General features: G+C 44.8%; 23 protein-coding genes. 18 read left to right on the top strand and 5 right to left on the bottom strand.

Annotated features, from left to right (window positions below; all coding sequences use genetic code 11):
- Nucleotides 1-385 precede the first annotated feature (385 nt).
- From nagZ to ACDJ59_RS12745, 10 genes are all read left to right on the top strand, one after another.
- Complete coding sequence (nagZ, locus tag ACDJ59_RS12790) at nucleotides 386-1,726, top strand: beta-N-acetylhexosaminidase (RefSeq protein WP_413409263.1); 1,341 nt, start codon at nucleotides 386-388, stop codon at nucleotides 1,724-1,726.
- 41 nt (nucleotides 1,727-1,767) lie between these two features.
- The gene (locus ACDJ59_RS12785) at nucleotides 1,768-2,472 is read left to right on the top strand and encodes a response regulator transcription factor (RefSeq protein WP_413409262.1); all 705 of its coding nucleotides are present in this window, start codon (nucleotides 1,768-1,770) and stop codon (nucleotides 2,470-2,472) included.
- Entirely contained in the window at nucleotides 2,469-3,452 is a 984-nt protein-coding gene (locus ACDJ59_RS12780; protein ID WP_413409261.1) for a sensor histidine kinase, read from the top strand. The genes ACDJ59_RS12785 and ACDJ59_RS12780 overlap by 4 nt, the downstream gene beginning before the upstream one ends.
- Before the next feature lie 313 nt (nucleotides 3,453-3,765).
- Entirely contained in the window at nucleotides 3,766-4,536 is a 771-nt protein-coding gene (locus ACDJ59_RS12775) for an ABC transporter ATP-binding protein (protein WP_036608600.1), read from the top strand.
- Nucleotides 4,511-6,469, top strand: a complete 1,959-nt coding sequence (locus tag ACDJ59_RS12770; RefSeq protein ID WP_413409260.1) for an ABC transporter permease — start codon at nucleotides 4,511-4,513, stop codon at nucleotides 6,467-6,469. Before ACDJ59_RS12775 ends, ACDJ59_RS12770 begins: the two co-directional genes overlap by 26 nt.
- A gap of 173 nt (nucleotides 6,470-6,642) precedes the next feature.
- Nucleotides 6,643-8,088, top strand: a complete 1,446-nt coding sequence (locus ACDJ59_RS12765; RefSeq protein WP_413409259.1) for a 4-hydroxyphenylacetate 3-hydroxylase family protein — start codon at nucleotides 6,643-6,645, stop codon at nucleotides 8,086-8,088.
- Between the two features lie 234 nt (nucleotides 8,089-8,322).
- Nucleotides 8,323-9,030, top strand: coding sequence for a response regulator transcription factor (locus ACDJ59_RS12760; RefSeq protein WP_413409257.1), 708 nt, complete (start codon nucleotides 8,323-8,325; stop codon nucleotides 9,028-9,030).
- Nucleotides 9,008-10,465 carry an ATP-binding protein gene (locus ACDJ59_RS12755; protein WP_413409256.1) on the top strand — a complete coding sequence of 486 codons (1,458 nt, stop codon included), beginning with the start codon at nucleotides 9,008-9,010 and terminating at the stop codon, nucleotides 10,463-10,465. The genes ACDJ59_RS12760 and ACDJ59_RS12755 overlap by 23 nt, the downstream gene beginning before the upstream one ends.
- 35 nt (nucleotides 10,466-10,500) lie before the next feature.
- Nucleotides 10,501-11,580 (top strand): AI-2E family transporter, encoded by a 1,080-nt coding sequence (locus ACDJ59_RS12750; RefSeq protein ID WP_253508009.1) that lies wholly within the window; start codon nucleotides 10,501-10,503, stop codon nucleotides 11,578-11,580.
- A gap of 28 nt (nucleotides 11,581-11,608) precedes the next feature.
- Nucleotides 11,609-12,007, top strand: a complete 399-nt coding sequence (locus ACDJ59_RS12745) for an Asp23/Gls24 family envelope stress response protein (RefSeq protein WP_413409255.1) — start codon at nucleotides 11,609-11,611, stop codon at nucleotides 12,005-12,007.
- A gap of 68 nt (nucleotides 12,008-12,075) precedes the next feature.
- Here the strand turns inward: ACDJ59_RS12745 and ACDJ59_RS12740 are convergent, their stop codons facing one another.
- Entirely contained in the window at nucleotides 12,076-12,921 is an 846-nt protein-coding gene (locus ACDJ59_RS12740; protein ID WP_413409254.1) for an AraC family ligand binding domain-containing protein, read from the bottom strand.
- Between the two features lie 201 nt (nucleotides 12,922-13,122).
- Here ACDJ59_RS12740 and ACDJ59_RS12735 point away from each other — a divergent pair, with 201 nt between their 5' ends.
- The 3 genes from ACDJ59_RS12735 (at nucleotide 13,123) to ACDJ59_RS12725 (ending at nucleotide 17,471) form a co-directional block, all read left to right on the top strand.
- On the top strand, nucleotides 13,123-14,127 hold the full coding sequence (locus ACDJ59_RS12735; RefSeq protein WP_413409253.1) for an aldo/keto reductase: 1,005 nt from the start codon (nucleotides 13,123-13,125) through the stop codon (nucleotides 14,125-14,127).
- A gap of 316 nt (nucleotides 14,128-14,443) precedes the next feature.
- Complete coding sequence (locus ACDJ59_RS12730) at nucleotides 14,444-15,985, top strand: acyl-CoA synthetase (protein ID WP_413409799.1); 1,542 nt, start codon at nucleotides 14,444-14,446, stop codon at nucleotides 15,983-15,985.
- A 241-nt stretch (nucleotides 15,986-16,226) separates the two neighbouring features.
- Nucleotides 16,227-17,471 (top strand): aminopeptidase, encoded by a 1,245-nt coding sequence (locus ACDJ59_RS12725; protein WP_413409252.1) that lies wholly within the window; start codon nucleotides 16,227-16,229, stop codon nucleotides 17,469-17,471.
- A gap of 328 nt (nucleotides 17,472-17,799) precedes the next feature.
- On the opposite strand, the gene ACDJ59_RS12720 is transcribed toward ACDJ59_RS12725, so the two are convergent.
- Complete coding sequence (locus ACDJ59_RS12720) at nucleotides 17,800-18,246, bottom strand: AraC family transcriptional regulator (RefSeq protein WP_413409250.1); 447 nt, start codon at nucleotides 18,244-18,246, stop codon at nucleotides 17,800-17,802.
- 166 nt (nucleotides 18,247-18,412) lie between these two features.
- Between ACDJ59_RS12720 and ACDJ59_RS12715 the strand changes: the two genes are divergently transcribed.
- Nucleotides 18,413-19,573 (top strand): leucine-rich repeat domain-containing protein, encoded by a 1,161-nt coding sequence (locus ACDJ59_RS12715; RefSeq protein WP_413409248.1) that lies wholly within the window; start codon nucleotides 18,413-18,415, stop codon nucleotides 19,571-19,573.
- A gap of 231 nt (nucleotides 19,574-19,804) precedes the next feature.
- Here ACDJ59_RS12715 and ACDJ59_RS12710 read toward each other — a convergent pair whose 3' ends face one another.
- Nucleotides 19,805-20,437 carry a nitroreductase family protein gene (locus ACDJ59_RS12710; protein ID WP_076214767.1) on the bottom strand — a complete coding sequence of 211 codons (633 nt, stop codon included), beginning with the start codon at nucleotides 20,435-20,437 and terminating at the stop codon, nucleotides 19,805-19,807.
- 130 nt (nucleotides 20,438-20,567) lie between these two features.
- On the opposite strand from ACDJ59_RS12710, the gene ACDJ59_RS12705 reads away from it, so the two are divergent.
- Complete coding sequence (locus ACDJ59_RS12705) at nucleotides 20,568-20,807, top strand: hypothetical protein (protein ID WP_017688780.1); 240 nt, start codon at nucleotides 20,568-20,570, stop codon at nucleotides 20,805-20,807.
- A 134-nt stretch (nucleotides 20,808-20,941) separates the two neighbouring features.
- On the opposite strand, the gene ACDJ59_RS12700 is transcribed toward ACDJ59_RS12705, so the two are convergent.
- Entirely contained in the window at nucleotides 20,942-21,715 is a 774-nt protein-coding gene (locus ACDJ59_RS12700; protein WP_017688779.1) for a D-alanyl-D-alanine carboxypeptidase family protein, read from the bottom strand.
- A gap of 460 nt (nucleotides 21,716-22,175) precedes the next feature.
- Complete coding sequence (locus ACDJ59_RS12695) at nucleotides 22,176-22,538, bottom strand: iron-sulfur cluster biosynthesis family protein (protein ID WP_413409245.1); 363 nt, start codon at nucleotides 22,536-22,538, stop codon at nucleotides 22,176-22,178.
- Nucleotides 22,539-22,705: 167 nt separating this feature from the next.
- On the opposite strand from ACDJ59_RS12695, the gene ACDJ59_RS12690 reads away from it, so the two are divergent.
- The 3 genes from ACDJ59_RS12690 to ACDJ59_RS12680 all read left to right on the top strand — a co-directional run bounded on the left by ACDJ59_RS12690 (nucleotide 22,706) and on the right by ACDJ59_RS12680 (nucleotide 24,719).
- Nucleotides 22,706-23,290: a TetR/AcrR family transcriptional regulator gene (locus tag ACDJ59_RS12690; protein ID WP_413409244.1), complete on the top strand. Its 585-nt coding sequence runs from the start codon at nucleotides 22,706-22,708 to the stop codon at nucleotides 23,288-23,290.
- A gap of 132 nt (nucleotides 23,291-23,422) precedes the next feature.
- Nucleotides 23,423-23,869, top strand: a complete 447-nt coding sequence (locus tag ACDJ59_RS12685) for a nuclear transport factor 2 family protein (RefSeq protein ID WP_413409243.1) — start codon at nucleotides 23,423-23,425, stop codon at nucleotides 23,867-23,869.
- On the top strand, nucleotides 23,859-24,719 hold the full coding sequence (locus ACDJ59_RS12680; protein WP_413409242.1) for an ergot alkaloid biosynthesis protein: 861 nt from the start codon (nucleotides 23,859-23,861) through the stop codon (nucleotides 24,717-24,719). The genes ACDJ59_RS12685 and ACDJ59_RS12680 overlap by 11 nt, the downstream gene beginning before the upstream one ends.
- Nucleotides 24,720-24,941 lie beyond the last annotated feature (222 nt).

The following is a 24,941-nucleotide window of genomic DNA, read 5'->3' as shown; positions in this document are numbered from 1 at the left end:
ACGTTTGGTGAAAGGTGAACTAACACTGAACGGCAACGATTTACAACGAAAAGTAAAACAAAAACGAACAAATAGGCCGCCTTTGGGCGGCTTTTCGATTTGTCTATACTAATAATTTCAACATATGAAAAATTCACAATAGAAAATCGTTTTCTGCACCGTTACTCCTTTTTATTCTCCACATACATCGCACACGCGCCTAGTCACAACACCATTAAGTTCCACATCTCAGGTTCCAGTGCAACCACTTTTTTTACCACTTAAGTGTCTGAACAACGATTCAATCTTCAGTACGACTTATTTTGAAAATCCACCACCTTATGATAAGGTTAGGCCTGAACCCAAGCGTTGCCAAGATGACATTACATAAGGAGGATGAATATCCTTGTACAACTATAGGTACACCTCGAACAATAAATGGAGAAAACCACTGCATATGATGTGTCTTCTACTGGGGATCGTTCTGCTTTTATCGGCATGTGGCCAAGCACAGAAACCTTCCTCCGCAACGGACTCGAATACCGGCTCGAACGCTGGCTCCAACTCAGGGCAATCTTCCTCATCGCCGGAGCAGAATACCGCTCCACCGCAGGAAGAAGTACCAGAGGAACCGCAAGAAGAAGTCGATCCGGTGCAGGAGCAGCTCAATTCATTAACGTTAGAAGAGAAGATTGGACAGATGATACTGGCCGGTGTTCAAGGGACAACGTTGGATGATCAAGCCAAACAGATGATTACGAATCAAAAGGTAGGGGGCATTATTTTCTATGCCAACAATGTATCAACACTCGAGGGAACAGCCAAGTTTGTGAAGTCCATCAAGGAAGCGAATCAGTCCAACCCGGTACCAATCTTCATGAGTGTGGATCAGGAGGGCGGCAAAGTCAGTCGTATGCCGGAGACGGTGGAATCCATTCCTTCCAGTAGAAAAGTAGGGGAGACGAAAGACAGCGCGCTTGCTGAAACGATGGGCGAATTGTTGGCGAGACAGGTTCAGCTTGCGGGTTTTAATGTGGACTTTGCTCCTGTGCTGGATGTGAATAGTAACCCGAGTAACCCGGTGATTGGAGATCGTTCATTCGGCAGCTCGGCAGAACTGGTGTCACGTATGGGGATTGCAGAGATGAAGGGATTACGTAGTGAAGGCATTATTCCGGTAGTGAAACATTTTCCGGGTCATGGTGATACGTCCGTAGACTCCCATCTCGATCTGCCTGTTGTGAACAAAACGGAAAAACAACTGGCCGAGCTTGAATGGATTCCGTTCCAGGCCGCAGTGAAGGAGCAGGTAGAGGCGGTCATGGTTGCACACATTTTGTTCCCGAAGCTGGACCCGGATCATCCGGCTTCCTTATCGGATGTCATTATAGGTGAACATTTGCGCGGGAAGTTCAAGTATGATGGTGTGGTCATCACAGATGACCTGAGTATGGGTGCAATCGCGAAGAACTTCAAGTTGGACCAGGCAGCCCTGGCAACGGTTAAAGCAGGAAGTGACATTCTGTTGGTAGCTCACAGTTATGAGAGTGCCAAGACGATTTTTGATACGCTAATAAGTGCAGTAAAGTCAGGCAAGATCACCGAGTCCCGAATTGATGAAAGTGTATATCGTATCCTGGCATTGAAGCAACAATACAAATTATCCGATGATCAGAAAGCTTCCGGAGACCTGAAGCAATTGAATGCAGATATTGTGGATTGGCGTAAGCAAATCGATGCTAGATAATAAATCCTGTGTTATGATTTTGCCAGAGGTGAGATCCAATAATGTATACCATTATGATAATAGAGGACGATCCCAAGATTGCGGGATTATTGAAATCACATATTGAACGCTACGGGGACCGGGCCGTTCTGGTCGAGGATTTTGAGATGATTGTACAACAGTTTGAGCAGATACAGCCACATGTGGTACTTCTGGATATCAACTTGCCCAGTTACGATGGTTTCTATTGGTGCCGCCAGATTCGTACGCTGTCCACATGCCCCATTTTGTTTATCTCCGCGCGGAGTGGGAAGATGGATCAGGTCATGGCACTGGAGAACGGGGCGGATGATTATATCACGAAGCCATTTGAGCATGAGATTGTTATAGCAAAAATTCGCAGTCAGCTGCGCCGGGTATATGGGGACTATGCTGCACGCGATGAAGAACGCAAGGTGGAACTGGACGGCTTGGTCGTGTACTTGGAAAGACTGGAAATTCAGCTTGGTGATCGCAAAGTGCAGCTGACGAAGAAGGAAACGATTCTGCTGGAAACGTTACTGCGCCGCAGTCCAAAGCTTGTGAGCAGAGAGACAATCTTGGAGAAGCTGTGGGATGACTCTTTTGTGGATGACAACACACTCAGCGTTAACGTTACTCGGGTGCGTAAACGATTAGCCGAGCTTGCTATTACGGATGCACTGGAAACGGTCAGAGGTTCGGGTTACCGATTGAACAATACCTGGAAGGCCGCTTCACCATCATGAGATTGTTTATACGAGAACATCTCGCTTTAACGTGCTGGGTTGTTGCCATCTTGTTCACCGTTGTTGCAGTGTTCTGGTATGACGGTTACAACGATTGGGTCACGGCTGCTTATGCCGTAGCGTTGGGATTATTTTTATACATCGGATATTTGGTGTATCGTTATTATTCACATCGCTCCTTTTATACCCGGATGTCACGATCGATGGATTCGCTGAAGGATTTTGTACCATTGAACGAAACAAGTCCTTTATCACTGGCGCTGGAAAAGCTGCTCGATTCACAATACGGCCAGTATCATGCTCATCTCCATCGGCTGGAACAACGGCAGCAAGAATATCTGACATTCATGAACCAGTGGGTCCATCAGATGAAGACACCGTTATCCGTCATTGAGTTGACCGTGGAAGGTCAGGAAGATGATGATCCTCGGCTTGTAAGCATTCGAGAGGAAGCGGACCAGATGAGACGGGGATTGGAGACTGTGCTGTATGTAGCGCGGTTGGATACCTTCGAACAGGATTTCAGTGTGGAACCTGTGATACTGAAGACCGCTGGGGAAGAAGCGATCCATGAGCTCAAGCGATTCTTTATTCGCAATCACGTCTATCCAGAGATGCATATAGAACCTTCGCTGGTTGTGCAATCCGATGCCAAGTGGATTCGGTTTGTCCTGGTACAGTTACTGTCGAACGCAATCAAGTACTCCGCGGGCAACGGGCAAAAGATATATGTGCGTGCGTATGAAGCGGAACGCTCCATCATACTGGAAGTACAGGATCAAGGCATCGGGATTCCGAAGTCTGATCTAAACCGGGTATTCCAACCTTTCTTCACTGGGGAGAACGGGCGGCATTTCAAAGAGTCCACTGGCATGGGGTTGTATATTGCCAAAGAAGTGTTAACACGGATGAATCATCGGATTGATCTTGAATCCGTGTACGGCGAAGGAACGACTGTCCGAATTACATTCAACTCCTGAAGTGACAGGTTGAAGATAAGATTGGAACGTGAGGTCTGTATCTTTGTTGAAGAAGTGTGAGTGGAGTATATATTACAGTGTAAATATAAGTATAGACGTCTATTGCCTGATCGGGGCGAAGGCGTCTTTTTGATTTTTATGATGCAACCTTACAACATTGTCATGTTGATGAAAGGTTAAACCATAGGAGAATGGCCGAAACTTCGATAGACTATAGTCATAAGAGTACAGGAAAGGCCACGCACAACACGCATGCACACAGCATGAAAAGTAACTTGATTTTGAATTCATATATCACTAAGGGGTTGTAACCATGGAGATTTGTTCTGTGAAACAGATCAGTAAAATCTACAAAGGCATCGTATCTTATGAAGCGTTATCAGGGATTGACCTCAGTATTCAGGAAGGTGAGTTTGTTGGCATCATGGGACCATCGGGTAGTGGCAAAACAACACTGCTGAACATGATCTCAACCATTGATCATCCAACATCAGGCGAACTGCGGATTGCAGGGAAGAATCCGTTTGAATTGAATCAGGACGAACTCGCGCTGTTCCGGCGCAAAGAGCTTGGATTCGTTTTTCAATCGTTCAATCTGTTAAATACACTGACAGTCAAGGAAAACATTGTGCTGCCACTGACTCTTGACGGTGTTTCGCTAGCAGAGATGAACACACGTGTGGAACAACTAGCAAGCAAGTTGGGGATCGAGGGTATTCTGAACAAACGGACATATGAGATATCAGGAGGACAGGCACAGCGTACGGCCATTGCCAGAGCGCTTATCCATTCCCCGAAGCTGATTCTGGCCGATGAGCCAACAGGCAACCTGGATTCGAAGGCGGCAAGAGATGTGATGGAGATTCTCGAAACGCGCAATCAGGAGGATCAGGCTACGATGTTGCTGGTCACTCATGATGCAGTAGCTGCAAGTTATTGCAGTCGGGTTGTCTTTATCAAGGATGGCAAACTGTATAATGAAATTCACTACGGCGATAATCGCGCAGCCTTTTACCAGAAGATTATTAATGTATTATCCCTAATGGGAGGTTCAGGACATGAATTTTCGCCAGTTCGCCATTAATAACGTTGTTCGCAACAAACGAATTTATCTGGCTCATTTTCTGAGCAGTACATTTTCCGTTATGATCTTTTTTACTTACGCATTGCTCCTGTTCCATCCTGATTTGAAAGCGGGGTTAAAGGGATCAAGTGGGACGGTAACGTTGCTAGCTAATCAAGGATTTATGATTGCAGAGATCATTATATTCATCTTTTCATTCCTGTTCCTGCTCTATTCCGTTGGTTCATTTCTGAAGACGCGCAAGAAGGAATTTGGTATTTTCCTGATCATTGGCATGACACGTAAACAGATGAATCGGCTCCTGTTTATGGAGAACATGTGTATCGGATTAGCTTCCATCATTACCGGGATCGGACTCGGAATTATTTTCGGCAAATTGATCCTGCTGATCTGTGGCTCCATGCTGGCTGTTGAGAACAGCCTTCGATTCTATTTTCCGCTAAAAGGCATTGCCCTGACGGCTGGTGCATTTCTGCTGCTCTTTGTTGTGATCGCGATGTCATCATCCTTGCTCATCCGCAAAGGAACACTCATTGACCTTGTGAAATCAGAGGAAAAACCGAAACCGGAACCCAAAGCCTCACGTCTGCTCGCCTTGTTATCGGTATTGTTAATTGGCGGGGGTTATGCAGGAGTATTCACTTTTGTATGGATAAGCTTCTCCTTTCCGTTATTACTCGCAAGTGTCGTGGTTGTTATTGCAGGTACGTACTTTCTGTTCACACAGCTCAGTGTATACATCATACGGGCACTGAAGAGAAATCCAAGATTGTTTTTCCGTAAAACCAATCTGCTCTTCCTATCTGAACTTACCTATCGAATGAAAGATAACGCCATCATGTTTTTCATGGTAAGTATCATTTCAGCCTCTTCATTCACGGGAATTGGTACCATGCTCGCGATTGCTGACCCGGGGTTGTCGTCCATGTCGAATCCATACGCATTCAGTTATATGAATTCATGGGATACTCCCGACTCGGATCGACATATTCGGCAGATTGAAGAAACGTTGATTGATCATCAAGTTCCCTACGTGAAGGGCAGTTATGCTCCTATAGGTGAAAATAATAATGGGAAGATTATCAAACTGAGTGATTATAACCGTCTTGCGAAGGCACTGGGGTATGAAGAACGCACGTTGAAACAGATCGATGAGTCATTTATGACACCAAGCAATTTGGCGATTCGCAAGGAGTACCGTGAACAGGTTGAACAAGGAGTCTCGGGAGGAAAGGTCAATCTGGAGGTTGATAATCAGCACGTACCTGTCCAGCTATCGACACCTGGTACCGAGATTGTGATTCCTTTTCAATATGAAATTTATCTCTACGTCGTAACCGACGAACTGTTTAATAAGATGAGACCTGCGTACAACGAGGAAGTAGGCATGCCTGAAGGTTTCTATTCGAGTCGAACGATACAATTTATCGTGAAAGATTGGATGGGTACACGCAGCTTTGCTCCGGAGTTAATCGAATCCATTCAAAATGATAGATCCGATCGAGGTTATTTCGAGACCAGCGCGCTTGTGGTGGACTGGCTTAATTCCAAACAAACAAACGGGATCATCCTAATCTTGAGCGGTCTGATTGGCATTGTTTTCTTCACCTTTGCAGCAAGTTTCACGTATTTCAGACTTTACGCAGATCTCGAACGGGATGAAGCGCAGTATCGCATGATTGGCAAAATGGGACTGAGTCGTCCCGAACTCCGTAAGATCGTAACAAGGCAGCTATTGCTTATGTTCTTCCTGCCGATTCTGGTGGCGGTCATCCACAGTTCGGTTGCCTTTGTAGCGTTACAGCAGCTGGTTGATTTCTCGGTCTTTGGATACAGCCTGCGCATCTTCTTGGTGTTTGCTTCCATGCAAATTTTGTATTTTGCACTCGTGCGCTGGCGGTATCTGCGTCACATGTATTCCAAATTAGTCTAAAATAGCATGGCCCAACAGACACCGGACTCATCGTTCGGTGTCTGTTGACTTTTTTAGCTAAGGCACAGTACTATTTCATTAGATACAGAATGTATCATTACATAGTTTCTCAAGCAGTTAGAAGGATGGAGTTAGAGAAATGTCAGGCCGGTGCCTGAGAGGGAGGACATATCATGAGTATCACGATGTCTCGTGGACAAGCTTACATTCAACGGCTGAATGATGAGCGGAATGTATGGCTGGACGGAGAGCGTATCCAGGTAACTGGGCATCAGGCCTTTCAGGGAACACTTCAAACCATAGAAGGATTGTTCAATCTGGTGGATGACCCGGAGACAAGGGAAACCGTGGCCTATTGGGACGAACAGACGGGAAGTTACGTGCATCGCTCTTTTCTTGTGCCCCGTTCACTTCCTGATGTGAAGAGCAGGGCGGATGCTTTTCGGCTGTGGGCCGATCGGACGTATGGGGTGATGAGCCGATTGTCTGATTATGCCCGATCCAGGCTGACGGGTTGGTATGCAACACGACATGAGATGACAGCGCATGACCCGGCATTTGCAGACAAAATATCGGATTATTTTGCACAAGCCAAACGAAAAGATGCATTCCTGACAATTGTCCAGCGGGACCCGCAGATTAATCGTTCCTTGCCTGTTGGAGAAGATGAGGATGCCATGCTGCGAATTGTCAAAAGGAATACGGAGGGCGTAGTGATCCGCGGGGCCAAAATGGTGGCAACAGCAGCGCCTTATGCGGATGATATCATTGCTTATCCCGTTCAACGAATTCCGGACCACCTGCCAGAGCTGGCCCATATGGTAATTGTAGCCGCGGACAGTCCGGGCTTGCATATGATGTGTCGTGAATCTTTTGCCACAAAAGATACAGATAAATCACATCCACTCAGTGCGCAGTATGATGAGATGGATGCCGTATTATTTTTTGACGATGTATTTGTGCCCTGGGAACGTGTATTACTGCACAATAACCCTGAAGCCGTATGGCAGATTCGCTGCAATACAGCTTCGGCCAGTCTGGCCTACCATCAGAGTGTGATTCGATTACACTCGAAACTGGAGTTCATTACAGCCGTGACCTCATCCATTGCCAAGGAGATCGGAGTGGACTCTTTCCTGAATGTGCAGGAACAACTTGGAGAGCTGATCAGTCAGATGCAGACCATCGAGGGACTGATTATTGCTGCTGAAGCACAGTCCAAACCAGATACATTTGGCAACTGGCTGCCGGAATTCAAATATATTGAAACCGCACGTAATCTGGGCAATCGCTATTATCCCCGCGCGGTGGAGATTTTGAAAACCATTGCTGCGGGTGGTCTGATGCAGATTCCGTCAGGTACGTTTGAGATGAATGAAATGATGAGTTCCATGATAGGCAAATATCTTGGTGGAGTAACGATGCAAGCTCCGCAGAAGATTCGACTCTTTCAACTCGCATGGGAGCTGACCGGAAGTCCACTCGGAGCAAGGCATGATCTATATGAACGTTTCTACGCAGGTGATCCCGTGCGCAATCGGGCGAACCAATATGTGCAGTATGACAAGGAACGTTTATTGGGGAAAGTTGAACCGTGGCTACGTTCGCTTAAGGACTGATCCGATGATCTAATACAAATGGTCCGAATGAAGATTGAGAAGCCTGAATGAAGAACGAAAAGCTTGAATGTAGGCTGAAAACAGCCCTATTTTAGTTAATGCCTTGGCCTGAGCCAGGGCTCTATTTCTATTTATTTAGATTATCTTTAGAAATGATTTAGGTTGAATTAAGAGACGTAGTATATAGTAATAATGTAGAGATAGGCATAGAGTATAGGAAATGAGAGGAATAACATGAGATACACCGTATTAATTGCAGATGACGAACCAGAGATTGTTGAACTGCTTCAAATATATCTGGAGAAGGACTATACCATTAAAACTGCGGTGAATGGAGCCGAGGCTTTACAATGCATACGTTCAACACAGATCGATCTGGTCATACTGGACATCATGATGCCTGTAATGGATGGATTGCAGTTGATCAAACAGATCAGAGCCACATATCACATGCCTGTACTGTTCCTATCCGCTAAAAGTCAGGATCACGATAAAATCCTTGGACTGGGACTGGGGGCAGACGATTATATTGCGAAGCCGTTCAACCCGCTTGAGATTGTTGCTAGAGTAGAGGCGTTGCTCAGAAGAGTTAATCAATTTGATGCAACGGAGATCCCTGAAGCGAAAGAACAGAATCTGGTATTAGGTGATCTGACGCTGGATCGATCCCAATGTATCCTTTTTCGTTCAGGAAATCCTGTAACATTGACCTCTACAGAGTATAAAATTATGGAATTGTTGCTCGATCAACCTGGCCGTGTGTTCACCCGTAAAAAAATATACGAAGCGGTCTGGGGCGATTATTATGCGCACGAGGACAGCACGATTATGGTACATATCAGCAACATTCGGGAGAAGATCGAGCGTGACTCCAGACAACCGGAATATCTCAAAACGATAAGGGGACTGGGATACAAAATTGAAGCGCCCATGGAAAGCTAGAGAAAAGCGACTGTTGCAGACATCACTGACACTGGACTTCTTGCTGTTCAACTTCTTTTTGCTGTTACTGGTATTGATTGTGTACCTTATGGTTTCACTGGATGTCGTGGATTTTCGCATTTCGGATCAGGTGGTTGATCCGGATCTGAATGTTGAAGCCCACGTGTATGTAGCAGAGCTGGAGAACGAATTTTACTCCGGTGGAGGTTCGGTGTCGAAAGGCAAAGACACAGAGATTCAACGTCTCAAGGATAGCGGGGGCTGGATTGAGATTCTGGATGCGAATCGCAACGTCATTCGTCATGTGGGAGACAAGCAAGATGCGTTCACCCAATACAGTGAAGCTGATCTGTATGATGGACTGGAAAATCGGAGTGACCAAGAATACTATTATTCGATCACTCCTCTCTCGACAGAAGGAGCGTCAGCGTATGTATTGCTCAAAATCCCGCGTGATCTGGTCAGCGTGCGGATTAATGATAATCAGTTGATTACCAATCTGAAACATCCATTATCCTTTTACATTATGATTGGCATCGGTTTGGTTTTATTGTTGATCTTTGTCTATAGCTATTGGGTCGCACGGAGAATCAAAAAACCACTCGGCATCCTCTCCTCGGGTCTTACGCAGATGATACAGGGGAATTATAGTACACGGATGTCGATCTCAGCCGAGAGGGAATTTGTCCAGATAGGTGAGACCTTCAACTACATGGCGGACGTCATTGAGAACACCTCTGCGGAGAAACGTTACGCCGAAGAGAGCAAACAGCGACTGATTGTAGACTTATCACATGATCTAAAGACACCGATAACATCTATACAGGGATATGCGCAGGCATTGGTGGAAGGACGTGGAGAGGACAAGGACAGACAGCAAAGATACCTGGGATACATCTATAACAAGTCCGTTCAAGTTGCACGCATGATACAGAATATGCTGGAGCTGCTCAAGGTGGATTCTCCCGATTTCCGCATGCATATTCAGAGAAGAGAGATTGGAGAATTTGTGCGTGAGATTATGGCAGATACCTATGGGGAGATTGAACAGAAACAGTTTGTCCTTCATGTACTTGTTCCTGATGAGGTGATCTATGCGAGGTATGATCCGGAGCTGTTATCCCGAGTCATCCAGAATCTGATCACCAATGCTCTGTCTTATAATCCAATCGGGACCGAACTGCGCGTAGAACTCATTCCATTGGATACCCATGTTGTGATTGAAGTGGCAGATACCGGAGTGGGCATACCACAAGAACTGTGGTCAACCATCTTTGACCCGTTTGTACGAGGGGATGAGGCGCGGACAGCGACCGGAGGCACTGGTCTGGGATTGTCCATCGCACGGCGTAATACGGAAAAAATGGGTGGACGGCTGATCCTTTCCCGGCGTGGGCGAGAGACCACCGTGTTTACCATTCAGATTCCAAACTAAATAAGAGAAGAAATGTCCATCTGGAGGGAAATATTTTGTTCAAAGTAAATACGTTTGTCCGGTTCAGTATTGCACTGGCGCTGATATTGGTTAATATCTATTTATTATCACGTGTGAGCTTCATCTTTCAGCCGCTCGTCACCATGATCACGGTCATTACCGTGCCGATGATGTTGTCGGTGTTCTTTTATTATCTGCTAAGGCCGCTTGTGAATTATATGGAGAAAAAGAAAATAAATCGCACGCTAAGTATTTTGCTAATCTATCTGGTTATTGCTATTCTGGGAGTGTTCTTCATCATTGGTTTATGGCCATCGTTACGTGAGCAACTGATCAATCTGGTCGATAACGCACCAAGTCTAATTAATTCATTAAGTGAACAGCTGAGAGAGCTGGAGCAAAATGGTGCCATTCAGGCCTTATTCCCTGAGGGGTCGACACCTTTCTCCCAGATCACGGAGTATATCAACAAAGGATTTAACTTTGTAACCAACTATGTAAGTGGATTTTTCTCACTTGTTTCCAGTTTTGCGATCATCTTGTTTACACTACCGATCCTTTTGTTCTATATGCTGTTACAAGGCGAGAAATTTGGTCGTAAACTGGCACATATCGCTCCAAAACGTTTCCAAAATGACAGCCGTGAAGTCGTAATTGAGATTGATCAGGCGCTGAGTGGTTTTATTGTGGGAAGAGTTTTGGTGAATCTGGCACTGGGTGTACTGATGTATATCGGTTTCTTGATCATTGGACTGCCGTACGCATTACTGCTCACGGTAATTGCGGTCATCATGAACTTTGTTCCGTTTATCGGAGCGATTGTGTCGTCCGTACCTATTGTGATCATGGGTCTCGTGGTATCACCATCGGTTGCCATCTGGTCCCTGATTATTATTCTTGTCGCTCAGCAGATTCAGGACAACCTGGTTGCACCGTACGTATTCGGCAAAAAGCTGGATATTCACCCGCTCACAACCATCATTCTGGTTTTGGGTGCAGGCGACCTGGGTGGAATTATTGCCATCCTGATTATTATCCCGGTTTATATGATCGTTAAAATTCTTTTGGTTCGAATCTATAATATGTTCTTCAAGGACAAATGGCAGAATGCATAGAATTTAATTATTCGAAGGAGTGGAGCACATGTCTGAAATTATCGAAAAACAATACAATGAACCTGAATATATCGCACCTCAATCTGTTCAAATGGGTACCATTCACATCTCGAACGATGTGTTGTCCAAGATCGTGGGGATGGCCGCTCTATCAACGGCTGGCGTATCCTCCATGTCCGTTGGACTGACTGAAGGCATTGCCAAGAGTATCAGCGGCAAGAGTCTGCAAAAAGGGATTGACGTACACGTCAAAGACGATCAGGCAACCATCCAACTGCGCATCAACATTCAATATGGTAACAAGATGCATGAGGTTTGCCGTGAACTTCAACATAATGTTCAACAGGCTGTAGAGCAATTAGCCGGCGTTATGGTCGATGAAATCAAAGTGCAAGTTGTTGGCATATCCATGCCGGAGACGGTATAAACAAACGTATAGAATGTAAGGAATAACATTGTAAGGATAAACGATTGGCACAAACAGCACCTTCCCAATTAACAACTTAACTGGGAGGGTGCTGTTTTATGTTTGCGATAATAGGTGGGCGCTTCGCCCATCACTTTTTTGAACATTTTGGAGAAAAGCAATTGATCCGTATAGCCCACAGAACGGGCAATATCACCAATGGTCAGACCGGGATCAAGGGTCAATTCGGCTGCCCTGCGCATCCGGTAATGAACCAAATACGACTGGATGCTGCTTCCCATCTGGTCCTTGAAGAGAGAGCAGAGATAACTGCGCTGCAAACCGATATGGGCCGCGATGGACTGAACGGTAATGGCATTGGCATAGTTCATTTCAATGAAGTCCATTACCTGCGTAACGTACGTTTCCTTCGAATAATCCGGCATGGGTTGAAGATGCTCTGAATTAGCCTGATCAATCAAAATAGAGAAAAATTGATACAGCAAACCAGTCATGCTAATCTCCCAGCCTTTATGGGTATTGCGGGAATTGATCATTCGGTGCAGGCAGGATCGCATCTCGTCATCCTCATTGCCCAGTTCAAAGATCGGGTGATGCTCGGACAGACAGGCCTGCTGTAAAAAGGAAGAACTATTGCTGCCTTGAAAAGCAACCCAGCTGTATTCCCATGGATCATCCTGATCTGCTTCGTAATGCACGACAGAATGCGGAACAATCAGAAACCCTTGTCCTTTGTGCAGGGTATACGTTTTGCCACCAACTTCGAAGGTGCCTTTGCCATTCAAAATATAATGAATTTTATAATAGTCTCGCATGGCAGGGCCAAAGTGGTGACCTGGTGTACAGGCTTCGGTTCCATAATGAAGGAGCTGAAGCTCCTGAAAATGATTGTTTTTGAACATATACGTAATCAAGGGTATTCACTCCTGTACGATTTCGTCTCATCTTGCATTTTAACATACTAAATAGCTGAAAAGATTAATTATTTAACATTAGTATATATAGATAACAATCATTATTCCATATGTTCAAAGTGAAATGCCATATCGTTTATCCAGGAAAATGTCTAAGATGAAAAGGAATTCAACAAACCTTACAGGAAAGTGAGAATAACGATGCCCTATACTGCGAGTGAACAACGATATGATGAGATGAAATATGTACGTTCCGGCAAATCCGGAATCAGACTGCCGCAAATTGCGCTGGGTTTATGGCAAAACTTTGGTGGCAACCGTACATTGGATGTTCAGGAAGAGATGATTTTGCGTGCCTTTGACCTCGGAATTAACCATTTCGATTTGGCGAATAACTATGGTCCACCTCCAGGATCAGCGGAAGAGAACTTTGGCGTGATTTACAAAAAACATCTTCGTCCTTACCGGGATGAACTGCTTATCTCATCGAAGGCAGGCTACCATATGTGGAATGGACCTTACGGCGAGTGGGGCTCCCGTAAAAACCTGATTGCCAGTCTCGATCAAAGTCTTGGTCGGATGGGACTGGATTATGTAGACATTTTCTATCATCACCGTCCAGATCCGGATACGCCATTGGAAGAAACGATGACGGCATTGGATCATATCGTGCGGCAAGGTAAAGCACTGTATGTGGGCTTGTCCAATTATAATGCAGAACAGACACAAGAAGCGGTAAGTATTCTCCGTCGTCTGGGTACACCATGTCTGGTTCATCAGCCCAACTACTCGATGCTGAATCGCTGGATTGAAGACGGTTTGCAGGATGTACTGGATGAACAAGGTGTAGGTTCAATTGCATTCTGTCCACTCGGCCGCGGTCAGCTGACGAATAAATATGTCGACAAGATCAAGGAAGAACGAGCCAATTCTACAGGCAATTTGAAAAAAGAAGCATACACGGACGAACGGATTGCCAAGTTCGATGCGCTTCAGGCGGTTGCAGAGCGAAGAGGACAGACGATCTCCCAACTCGCTCTGAACTGGATCTTGCGCGGTAACCGTGTCACCTCTGCCCTGATTGGTGCAAGCCGTGTATCCCAGATCGAAGAAAACGTGGCTGCCTTCCAGGCACCGGATCTGACAACGGAAGAGTTGAATGAGATCGAAAGCATTTTGGACGGCATGGGTAATTATCCGTGGTAACATACACAGTATAGCTGTGTGAAAATTATAGTTAGGTAAAACTAATGTAATATAAATGAAGAATGAAATGGCGCCTACCTGATCAATCAGGAAGGCGTCATTTTGTATATGTCATTTTCTTTATAGGATAAGATCTATTATAATAGTTCATTAATTGACCTATGTTTATTTTTTCAGAATGAACCTAGTTCATAGCACCTGGTCCTAGGATTTAGGGTATAATATATAGAAGCTTTACAATTGAACTACGAAGGAGAGGCTCCATTTGAACTTTGAACAGTGGATTTCGCCTGAAAGCTATAACCTGACATCCGAGATGGAGAATCATCCATCAGACCGGATTGCACTTAGATGGCTCAGCGATCAACGAGAATTGGAAGAGATTACGTATGGTGATTTGTTCAAGCAGGCGAATCGTCTTGCTGGAGGTTTGCGTGAACTTGGACTAGAGAAGGGTGATCGGGTGTTGGTCATGGTACCACGCCGTATTATTGCCTATGTCATTTATATTGCTTGTCTGAAACTGGGGATTGCCGTTATTCCTTCCTCCGAGATGTTACGGGCAAAAGATCTGGAATATCGTCTGCGTCACTCTGAGGCGCGGGCTGTTATTGTATGGTCCGAGACGACCTCAGAAGTAGAAAAGATGGACGCGGATCTGCCGTCACTGGCACATCGCATCGTGGCATCACCGAATGGAGAGGTTAGCGTACCTGCTGAAGATTGGGTGAATGTGCATCAGTTAATGCAGAATCAACCCGAAGAGATGGCTGCGGTGGAGACTCATCGTGATGATACGGCTATTCTTGCTTATACTTCGGGCACAACAGGTAATCCCAAAGGAGTTGTACATAGCCACGGTTGGGGATATGCCCACCTGCGGATCGCTTCTTCATTATGGCTGGATATTCAACCTTCAGATACCGTATGGGCAACGGCTGCACCTGGCTGGCAAAAATGGATCTGGAGCCCGTTCCTGTCGGTACTCGGCAGAGGCGCGACTGGACTGGTCTACAATGGATCATTCCAGCCCAAGCGTTATCTGGAACTGATGCAGGAACATCAAATTAATGTCCTTTGCTGTACACCAACGGAATATCGGTTGATGGCCAAAGCAGATGATCTTGGACATTATGACCTGTCTCATCTGCGCAGTGCTGTTTCAGCGGGTGAACCGCTCAATCAGGAAGTCATTGAAATCTTCCAGCGTCACTTCGACCTGACTATTCGAGACGGATATGGACAGACCGAGAGCACGTTGTTAATCGGCAGTCTCAAAGACGCTCCTGTACGTATTGGCTCCATGGGTCAGTCGATTACACCTGGATTGATTGAAATTATTGATGAAGAGGGACAACCTGTGCCTGCGGGTGAAGTTGGAGATATCGCGGTACACAAAGAGATGCCAGCTTTGTTCCGGTCCTATTATCAGGATGAGGGACGGAAGGAAGCGAGTCAGCGTGGCGATTATTTTGTAACAGGGGACCGTGCACGCAAAGACGAAGAAGGATACTTCTGGTTTGAAGGTCGCAGTGACGATATCATCATCAGTTCGGGTTACACGATTGGACCGTTCGAAGTGGAAGAAGCACTCATGAAACACGCCAGCGTGAAGGAATGTGCGGTGGTTGCAAGTCCGGATGAGATCCGCGGCAATATTGTCAAAGCTTTTGTCGTGTTGACAGACGATTCACTGGCTTCACCGGAACTGATGCGTGAACTGCAACACCACGTCAAGGAAATCACAGCACCTTATAAATATCCACGTAAGATCGAATTTGTTACGGATCTGCCAAAGACCAACTCTGGTAAAATCCGCCGGATCGAACTGCGCGAACAAGAAAAACGTAATGGTTAGATCATTTTGTATAAAAGAAATTTTAGTTATTAAGCCTGCGTAGTGAAAGAGAAGGAATCGATTCTGCAGAAGCGAAAGCGGTCGTATTTGTCTCCGAATTTTAACCTTTGAAAAATACGATGAAGAAAAATTGGAGACAACGACGATCTAAAGAACGATCCTTCGCTGTAACGGCCACTCAGCAGATTCCAAGTCACTTGCAAACCATGTCATAATATATGAAACAGGAGTGAACACAACCATGAGTCAATTTGAACAAACCTTTGAAAAGTCATTGGAACAATACGCAGAACTAGTTGTTAAAGTTGGCGTGAATATTCAAAAAGGACAGGATCTGCTCGTTACTGCTCCCATCGAAACGCTTGAATTCACACGTCTGATTGTGCAAAAAGCCTATGCGGCTGGTGCCAACTATGTACAAGTGGACTTCGATGACGACAACATTACCCGCAGTCGTTTTGAACATGGCTCCAATGACAGCTTTGACTACTATCCAGCTTGGAAAGCGGATATGATGGAAAAGTTTGCGGAAGCAGGCGGCGCTACCCTGACGATCAAAGTTCCAGATCCTGAACTGTATAACGGAATTGACTCCGACAGCGTTTCCCGTGCTACCAAGGCAGCTGCACACGCACGTCGCGGATATGCCAAATACACACGCAACCATGAAATTAGCTGGTGTCTGATCAAGGCCCCGACCAAGGCTTGGGCGAACAAAGTATTTGCCGACATCCCGGAAGAAGACCGAATCAATGTGATGTGGGAAACCATCTTCAAAATGAACCGTGTAGATGGCGGAGACGCCGTACAAAATTGGAGAGAACATCTGGATACCTTGAATGCAATGAGTGATCGACTGAATCAGAAAAACTATAAAAGCCTGCACTACCGCGCACCAGGTACCGACTTGAAAATTGAACTGGTGAACAATCACATCTGGGGCGGTGGCGGTGGTGAGAACCAACAGGGGATTTATACGGTTGCCAATATGCCGACTGAAGAAGTATTCACCATGCCTAAGCGCAGCGGAGTGAATGGGTATGTCAGCAGCACAATGCCTTTGAACCTGAACGGGCAACTGGTAGACCAGATGAGAATCACATTCAAGGATGGACAGGTTGTAGCGTTTACGGCAGCATCCGGTGAAGAGCATTTGAAGAACCTGTTTGCCACCGATGAAGGAGCACGTTATCTGGGTGAGGTCGCACTCGTACCACATGACTCTCCGATCTCCAACCTGAATCGCATTTTCTATAATACAGGTATTGATGAAAATGCATCTTGCCACTTGGCTGTGGGAAGTGCGTATCCATTCAACATGAAAGATGGCACAACGATGTCGAACGAAGAGTTGCTGAAGCATGAGTGTAATGTGAGCTTGACTCACGTTGATTTCATGATCGGTTCCGCTGAGCTGGATATCGATGGTGAGTTACAGGATGGTTCAATCGAGCCGGTATTCCGTAAAGGCAACTGGGCATTTTAATATCTAATCTAGTTATATAAGTTGAACTAAAGATTATTTACACTGACACTACGATGACAGAATAACCTTCCAATCGCTGTTATCCCCAGAATTTTTTTGATTCCTTTTCCGAAGGGGAAAATCCGGGGATAGCGTATACTTCCGATGCAGCTTTCTTTCAGAAAGCTTTTAGGCGAACGCTTCGCTTTTTCAGGTTTTTTCTGTCCTCTGCGTTATCGTGTAAATGACTAGTTCAACTTAAATAGTAGCAGTAATAGTGCTGAACGAGAAAGTGACTTCAACCTGAAGTCACTTTTTTTGTTTCTTCATAGCATGAATTACACGAGTTTTACAGGCACACATATCTCGCAATAATGCTGATTAAGCAGTTCCCAACGATATCGTCTATAACCGGCTTGTTGTCCATCTGAAAACCATTTGTTTGTAAATGAGGGATGATCACATTCCATGCCTGCTGAATAGCTTCTGCCGTATGTCTCACCTTACAGATGAGATAATCACCACCTGATAACTCGCCAATCTCAACAAACTCATCTTCCAGACGTTCAGATTCAGTGATGACAATACAGGCATCATATCTACATTTCTCGGGCGGTGTGGTAGTTAGGTCATCTTGGGGTATGCCCAGTAATGTTGCTGATTCATAAAGCAATTGCTTTTTGTCTGCCCATTGTTTCAGCGTATTCATCGCTTGAGCATTGGCTGGACCGTAAGGACCAACTTGTCGAACATAGGCGATACGATATGACGGGAGGTTTTCGATAACCATTTCCATGAAAATCTTCCTCTCTGTACGATTTCTCTTACATATTGGATGCTAACATGGTATAAAAGAATTTGCTTAGGTAATTGTTGAATCCCGGCGACGAAACTCATAGAATAGTGATAATATGTTGGAAAACTGTTCCAATAGAGAAAAACGAGAGGGGGAGGCGTTAGACATGGATATTACTTATGCCTTCACGGATGAACATTTCAGGCAAGTTGTGTTGGATCGTTTTTGTGAGCAGCGGGATTTCATTCAGGAGAGTGACGTTTGTGAGGTTGAGATATTAGAACTCTCAAATCACAATATTAGCAATCTTGATGGAATCGAGTATTTCAGGGGTCTTCAAGAGCTGGATTGTGCCTATAATCAATTGACCGGTTTGGATCTAGCTCAGAATCACAAGCTGAGGATATTACGTTGCAGAGAGAATCAGCTTCTTACACTGGACCTCCGTTCCAATTCGGAATTGCAGGTGCTGGATTGCAGCTTTAATCGACTTCGCAAATTGGATCTTTCTCATAATTCCAAACTTATAACGGTGGAGTGTCATTGGAATATGTTGTCGGAGCTGATTACGGAGCCCCTTGAGCGATTGGAGGAACTTAGTTGCAGTTATAACGCTCTTTTCTCACTTGAACTTGAACACAATAAGCAACTGCGGCGACTTGATTGCGCCAATAATTACATGTTGGAACTTGATGTAACCGGTTGTCCAAACTTGATTGAACTTCGTTGTAACCACAACCATATCAAACAATTGGATTTTCGTTCAAATATGGTTTTAGAGAGTGTCCGTTGTTTTAACAACCATATTAGCAAGCTGGATATTCGCCATAACGTACAACTAAGAGAGTTGTACTGTTCAGAGAACAAATTAACCGAGTTGGATTATAGCGCTAATCCCAAGCTGGAAAGACTGCAGTATGCAGATAATCTAATGTTTGAATCCAATCATGAAGTTCCGGGTATGGGGTTGTTTCAATATGACGTCTCGATGTCCAACTATCAGATGAGCCTACTTATTCAGGATAAAGAACTGATAGTCACTGCACAGGTTTCAACCAAGACAGAGATGGAAGCCTTATCCCCATATATGGAAGAGACGTGGAAACGGTGGGACATGCTTGGTGAGCAGGCACTTAAAACCATTGCCGTGGCTCATCCGGACGAGGATATCAATGCATTGATTTTGGCTGATGCAGAATTTCAGGGAGATCAATATTTCCGATTGGGTTATGATGCGGGGGATACACCTGCTGGTCGACTGTACATATATGCGGAGTTTGACGATGAATTTCACATGTTGGATACGTTGATCTATGAAACGTATTAAAGCCACGAGAACGTGGCTTTTTTGCTTTGTTGAACTAAAGATTATTTACACTGACACTACGATGACAGAACAACCTTCCAATCGCTGTTATCCCCAGATTTTATTTCCATTCCTTTTCTAAAGGGGAAAATCCGGGGATAAAGGCGCACGCTTCGCTTTTTCAGGTTTTTTCTGTCCTCTCCGTTATCGTGTAAATGTTAGTTCAACTTATATAATTTGTTATATTATATGTTATTCAGCGTGCATTTTGTTGAAGCTAACATATTCGTTAATTGGTTTACGGTAACCGCGTGGGCGCTGTTTGGCTTCCGACTTTTTGCCGATAGTGATCAGCATAACGGGTACGTAATGGTTAGGGATTTCAAGACTCCGTTGCAGTTCTTCCGAGTCAAAGCCAATCATTGGACAAGTGTCCCAACCGCGATCCTGAGCGATCAGCATCAATTGCATGGCAGACAGGCTGGCATTGCGAATCGCATCCTCACGTTGGAAGAATCTGCCGCGAGATTCGTAAAATTCGGTGACACTTTGGGATTCCTGCTCGTATTGGAACGGAGTAAGAGCGCCTAGGTTCAGCAGGCCTTCGTTAATAGTGCGGATATGATGATGCGCGTTGACGTCGCCCAATACCACGATGACTGCAGAAGCTGTTTTTACCTTATATTGCTGGGAAGCTTCATAGACTTTCTCTTTCTGTTCCTCGTCTTTAATCACAAGATAGTGCGTGTGTTGCAGGTTAAAGGCAGATGGTGCAAATTTGTTCAGGGCAAACATTTCTTGCAGTTCCGAATCCGAAATTTCAATTCCTTCTTCAAAAATAACGGCTGATCTACGGTTTTTGACTAGATTCTCCAACTCACTCATGGTAGTTTCCCTCGCTTATGTATGATTTATAAACTGACTATAACACACTTAGTTACTTTATGTAAGTGTTATTTTAGAATAAGACAAGGATCGTCTGCCATACGCTAAAATAAAACACTAGAGGTGATTCATGAAAGCATTGATCGCAAGGTATATGGGAGGACATGACCCTCATGAATTTCGGGTATATGTGATCCAATCTTCGACGTTAAAACGTTTTGTAGTCGTGGAGATTATTCTAGGCCCTATCGTGTACAATGTCGCACTTTATTTGTGCCATAATGCAATACTTGCTGGAGTAGGCTCTTGGGCTGGAACAGAAGGTCTGAAGAGACTGCCACTGGTCTTTAGAAAAATCGTTGGGACATGATGAAGTGTGTAAATGAAAGATTGAAGCAGAAGAGGGCCAGTTGCGGCCCCATCTTCTCCTTCAGTCATGTTATCTATAGTCACGCTTCTTTTATCTAATCACATAACTGTCTACGCTTTGGGTTCAAACTTGCCTTATTTGGCACGTTCCAAATACTGCTCCAGCGTAAGTTTCTGGTTGGTAATCTCACCAGCAATATATACCCCTACATAACGTACATGCCATGGCTCATAGGAGTAACCAGTCAATTTCTCCTGATCTTTGCCATAACGGATGATGAATCCGTACTTGTGGGCATTGGCTTTCAGCCATTTGCCTTCTTTGGTGTTGCCAAAGCTTTGCTGAAGATCGTAACCAGCCGAAGCGCTGGAGATATCCATAGCTAGACCGGTCTGATGTTCGCTTTGTCCTGGCCGAGCACTTGTTTTATTGGCAACAGCTTCACCTTTGATGCTGGCATTACGGTCAAAGATCGATTTCTGGGTCGCATACGAGCGATAGCCAGACACCGCTTTGATATCGATGCCGTCTTTTTTGGCAGCCGCAAATAATTTTTCAATCGCGGTTGCAGCCACTTTACGCATTTGTTTCTTCGGACTGGAACCTGAGAAGCTAAAAGGAATATTAGGTACAACCAAATCTTGAGGTGCATAAGTTGAAGGCAGATTTCTCTTTTTATTGACAAGCACAACTGTACTGGACACATTGGTCACAGTTGCCACATTTTTAATCGTTTTGATCGTACGACCAGGTGCATTGTCATGCAGAAATTGAGTGAAGCTAGAGCTTGCCGCAGACGCGACGGGATTCAGGCTTGAAGTGATGGGAAACGTAGTAAAAGCAGAACCTGCTACAACAGAGCCTACGAGAATTGTAGATATGATGGATTTACGAGTAAAAGATTTCATGATGTGTGTTCCTCCTCGGAATATATGAATCTATATACCGAGTATACTAGAGGATTATATCCATAGGTTCTCCAATTGTTTCCGAGTTGTAAACAAAGTTTGCTATAAAAGTTGAACCAAAGATATTTACACTGGACACTACGATAACAGAACAACCTTCCGATCGCTGTTATCCCCAGATTTTTTGAATTCTCCTTATAGGGGGAAATCCGGGGATAGCGTATGCTTCCGATGTAGCTTTCTTTCAGAAAGCTTTTAGGCGAACGCTTCGCTTCTTCCAGTTGTTTCTGTCCTCTCCGTTTCGTGTAAATGTTTAGTTCATCTTTTATAGAGTCTTTTTTGCAACTCTGATAGAGGCATATAAAGAAAAGCACGTTAAAAAAGCCGTTGCATTAGATGCAACGGCTTTTGATGTGAAGAGAGATAATGCTAGATTACTTCAAGTATGCTGGAGACTGTGTTACAGCATGCAGGCGTCGGATCCACCGGAGCTTCCCGCTGTTACTGCACGGGTGTCACGAACGCGAACGTTGGCGCTGAGCACACCAGAATCACTGCTTAATTTGAAAGAAGGATAATTCTCTTCTGTATCCAGCTTCATGTGTTGTTCTAGGTTCAGCTGCTGCTTCGGATCAACATAGAACGGAAATAGATTGGTTTCAATTTGCGCGTCGAGAGCCGCAAGTTCATCAACAATGATAATAGCGATAACTCCGTTACATCCGCAACCTTCCAAGTCATAGATCACTTTGAAATATCCAGGTTGGTCATTCAAGCTTTCCGTCAATCGTTTTACAGCCAAATCTGTAATTTGAATATACATATAGGTACACTCCTTTATATGTGGTCATGGTTGTAAGTGGTAAAAGAATTCATTCAGCTTCTATTCCCATTATACCACTTTGGCAAAAATCAAAGCATTTATTTTCTTGACTGATCAGTCTGGAAAAGGTATTCTTTAGTTAATGAATAGGGAGGTGAGGTCTGAAATTGGGAAGAGCCAAGGAGTTTGACACGGAGACTGTTCTAAGAAAAGCAACGTCTGTATTTGGAGCGTACGGTTATGAAGGTACATCTTTGAGCTTACTGCTGAGTGAACTTGGCATTGCGCGGCAAAGCCTGTATGACACCTACGGAACTAAACATGATTTATTTGTCTCTGCTCTTAAATTCTATATTCAGCAGAAGACAGAGGCGGGGATCAGACTATTAAACGAATGTACAAGTGTGAGGCAAGGCGTGACGGAGTTGTTCAACGAAGCGGTTAACGTGTTGACAGACACCGAACGTCGTAATGAATGTTTCATCATTAACAGCGCGGTTGAACAGGCACCACAAAATCACGAAATCGCCGCCTTTATTCAAACCACTAACCAACAAATGGAAGATGTTTTTCATACTGCGCTGTTACGTGGTCAGAGGAGTGGCGAACTGAGGCACGCAGAGGAAGAATTGCCCGGGCTTGCCCGTTTTCTGAATTATTCCCGACTCTCATTGACCTTTACAGCGAAGAGCGGTGCAAGCGCAGAAGCGCTACGAGATTTTGTACAGATGACCCTAAGGGCTTTGGATTAACGTTTTACATGATTTGAGTAAGAATTCTTTACGTTTTCTTGAAAATGGACGCTTAAGGCGTTTATTTTTTGACTATTATAGACCGATTGGTCTGGAAAAAGAACACCAAACAAACTGAAGGAGGAAATAAGGATGACACAATCTCAGCAGTTGGAAGAGGGCAATGGTATACCGTATCGGATCATGCATGGATTTACTCAATTGCTACTGGAGGGAAAACTAGAACAATGGTTGGAGCTATATACATCTGACGCTATTTTCGAATTCCCATATGCACCAGCAGGATATCCTCAGAAACTGGAAGGCAAAGCCGCAATTACGAATCATCTTCATAATCTACTGGGGATGATTGAAATTCAGCAGTTTTCTGAACCGGTGATCTTGGCTGATTCCACGAAACAACAGTTTGTGGCTGAATTTACTTGTAAAGGGCGTTCATTAGTTACAGGCAAGCCATACAACCAAACGTACATCTCTGTAGTGAGCCACTCTAATGGAAAAATTACACATTATAAAGACTATTGGAATCCGATGGTCGTACTCGAATCGGACTTAGGAGGAAACAAGCATGATCAATGATAAACCGTTGACACTTATTATAGGGGCTAATGGAAAAACGGGAAGCCGTGTAGCGGCCATACTTCAAAAGCATCATTATCCGGTGCGTTTGGCAGGAAGAACTAAACCATCTCATTCTGGCTCTGCCGATAATTATGTCTATTTTGATTGGTATGATTCCGAGACATATGCGCCGGCGCTGAAAAATGTGAATCAGGTGTACCTTGTCTTGCCAGTCATGGACATGACCCCAGAAGACGTCATGATTCCATTCCTCAAGGAAGCATTATGGAGCGGTATTAAGCGATTTGTCTTGCTTGGCAGTGCTTCAATTGATGAAGAGGGTCCTATTTTCGGCAAAGTACATCAGTATTTAAAAGCTCATGCTCCTGAGTGGGCTGTATTGCAGCCTTCCTATTTTATGGAGAACTTTACGGAGGGACCGCATCGGGAGACGACGAAACAACTCGGGAAAATTTACAGTGCTACGGGTGATGGGAAAATTGGATTTGTTAGTGCAGATGATATCGCGGCGGTGGCCTTCCATGCTCTGACAGATGTTGTTCCTCATAATACGGAGCATATCATTACAGGGCCGGAGACGTTGTCCTATGGACAGGTTGCAGACGTCTTGAGCCGTGTACTGGGTCAGTCCATTCAGCATGAATCTTTGTCCGATGATGAATTGAGGAACAGCATGATTCGGGCGGGAATGTCAAAAGAATACGCTACTGCCCTCGCAGGACTGGATGTGCCTATCCGGGAGGAGGGGAGAGAAGATCAAGCGACAGATACGGTGACAAAAATAACGGGGAATAACCCGATTTCATTCGAGCAATTTATTCAAAATCATATGGAAGTATGGAAATAATGGAAGGAATATTTTCATATTCAATGAGAAGACGGTGCCTAGTGCCCGTCTTTTTGCATGTCTACCAACATGTTGACATCGTTGATTCGAATATGGATCTCTCTCTAACCAGGGACACTACGGAAAGCAGTGATTATACGAACACACTTTTGGGGAAATAGATGAGGATGAATGTTAGGGCGTGCCTGAGACACGCCCTAGATAAAGGGGCGAAGAGAGCGA

The organism is Paenibacillus amylolyticus, assembly GCF_047302515.1.
GTDB classification, from domain to species: domain Bacteria; phylum Bacillota; class Bacilli; order Paenibacillales; family Paenibacillaceae; genus Paenibacillus; species Paenibacillus amylolyticus_G.
This window is presented reverse-complemented; position numbering and strand designations above follow the sequence as displayed.

Bases quoted from the DNA above. Each gene is read 5' to 3' on its own strand.
- ACDJ59_RS12710 (WP_076214767.1), bottom strand. From the start codon at position 20,437: ATGAGTGAGTTGGAGAATCTAGTCAAAAACCGTAGATCAGCCGTTATT.
- ACDJ59_RS12770 (WP_413409260.1), top strand. From the start codon at position 4,511: ATGAATTTTCGCCAGTTCGCCATTAATAACGTTGTTCGCAACAAACGA.
- ACDJ59_RS12700 (WP_017688779.1), bottom strand. From the start codon at position 21,715: ATGAAATCTTTTACTCGTAAATCCATCATATCTACAATTCTCGTAGGC.
- ACDJ59_RS12735 (WP_413409253.1), top strand. From the start codon at position 13,123: ATGCCCTATACTGCGAGTGAACAACGATATGATGAGATGAAATATGTA.
- ACDJ59_RS12705 (WP_017688780.1), top strand. From the start codon at position 20,568: ATGAAAGCATTGATCGCAAGGTATATGGGAGGACATGACCCTCATGAA.
- ACDJ59_RS12695 (WP_413409245.1), bottom strand. From the start codon at position 22,538: ATGTATATTCAAATTACAGATTTGGCTGTAAAACGATTGACGGAAAGC.
- ACDJ59_RS12785 (WP_413409262.1), top strand. From the start codon at position 1,768: ATGTATACCATTATGATAATAGAGGACGATCCCAAGATTGCGGGATTA.
- ACDJ59_RS12765 (WP_413409259.1), top strand. From the start codon at position 6,643: ATGAGTATCACGATGTCTCGTGGACAAGCTTACATTCAACGGCTGAAT.
- ACDJ59_RS12745 (WP_413409255.1), top strand. From the start codon at position 11,609: ATGTCTGAAATTATCGAAAAACAATACAATGAACCTGAATATATCGCA.
- ACDJ59_RS12725 (WP_413409252.1), top strand. From the start codon at position 16,227: ATGAGTCAATTTGAACAAACCTTTGAAAAGTCATTGGAACAATACGCA.
- ACDJ59_RS12680 (WP_413409242.1), top strand. From the start codon at position 23,859: ATGATCAATGATAAACCGTTGACACTTATTATAGGGGCTAATGGAAAA.
- ACDJ59_RS12685 (WP_413409243.1), top strand. From the start codon at position 23,423: ATGACACAATCTCAGCAGTTGGAAGAGGGCAATGGTATACCGTATCGG.
- ACDJ59_RS12730 (WP_413409799.1), top strand. From the start codon at position 14,444: ATGGAGAATCATCCATCAGACCGGATTGCACTTAGATGGCTCAGCGAT.
- ACDJ59_RS12715 (WP_413409248.1), top strand. From the start codon at position 18,413: ATGGATATTACTTATGCCTTCACGGATGAACATTTCAGGCAAGTTGTG.
- ACDJ59_RS12775 (WP_036608600.1), top strand. From the start codon at position 3,766: ATGGAGATTTGTTCTGTGAAACAGATCAGTAAAATCTACAAAGGCATC.
- ACDJ59_RS12760 (WP_413409257.1), top strand. From the start codon at position 8,323: ATGAGATACACCGTATTAATTGCAGATGACGAACCAGAGATTGTTGAA.
- ACDJ59_RS12720 (WP_413409250.1), bottom strand. From the start codon at position 18,246: ATGGAAATGGTTATCGAAAACCTCCCGTCATATCGTATCGCCTATGTT.
- ACDJ59_RS12780 (WP_413409261.1), top strand. From the start codon at position 2,469: ATGAGATTGTTTATACGAGAACATCTCGCTTTAACGTGCTGGGTTGTT.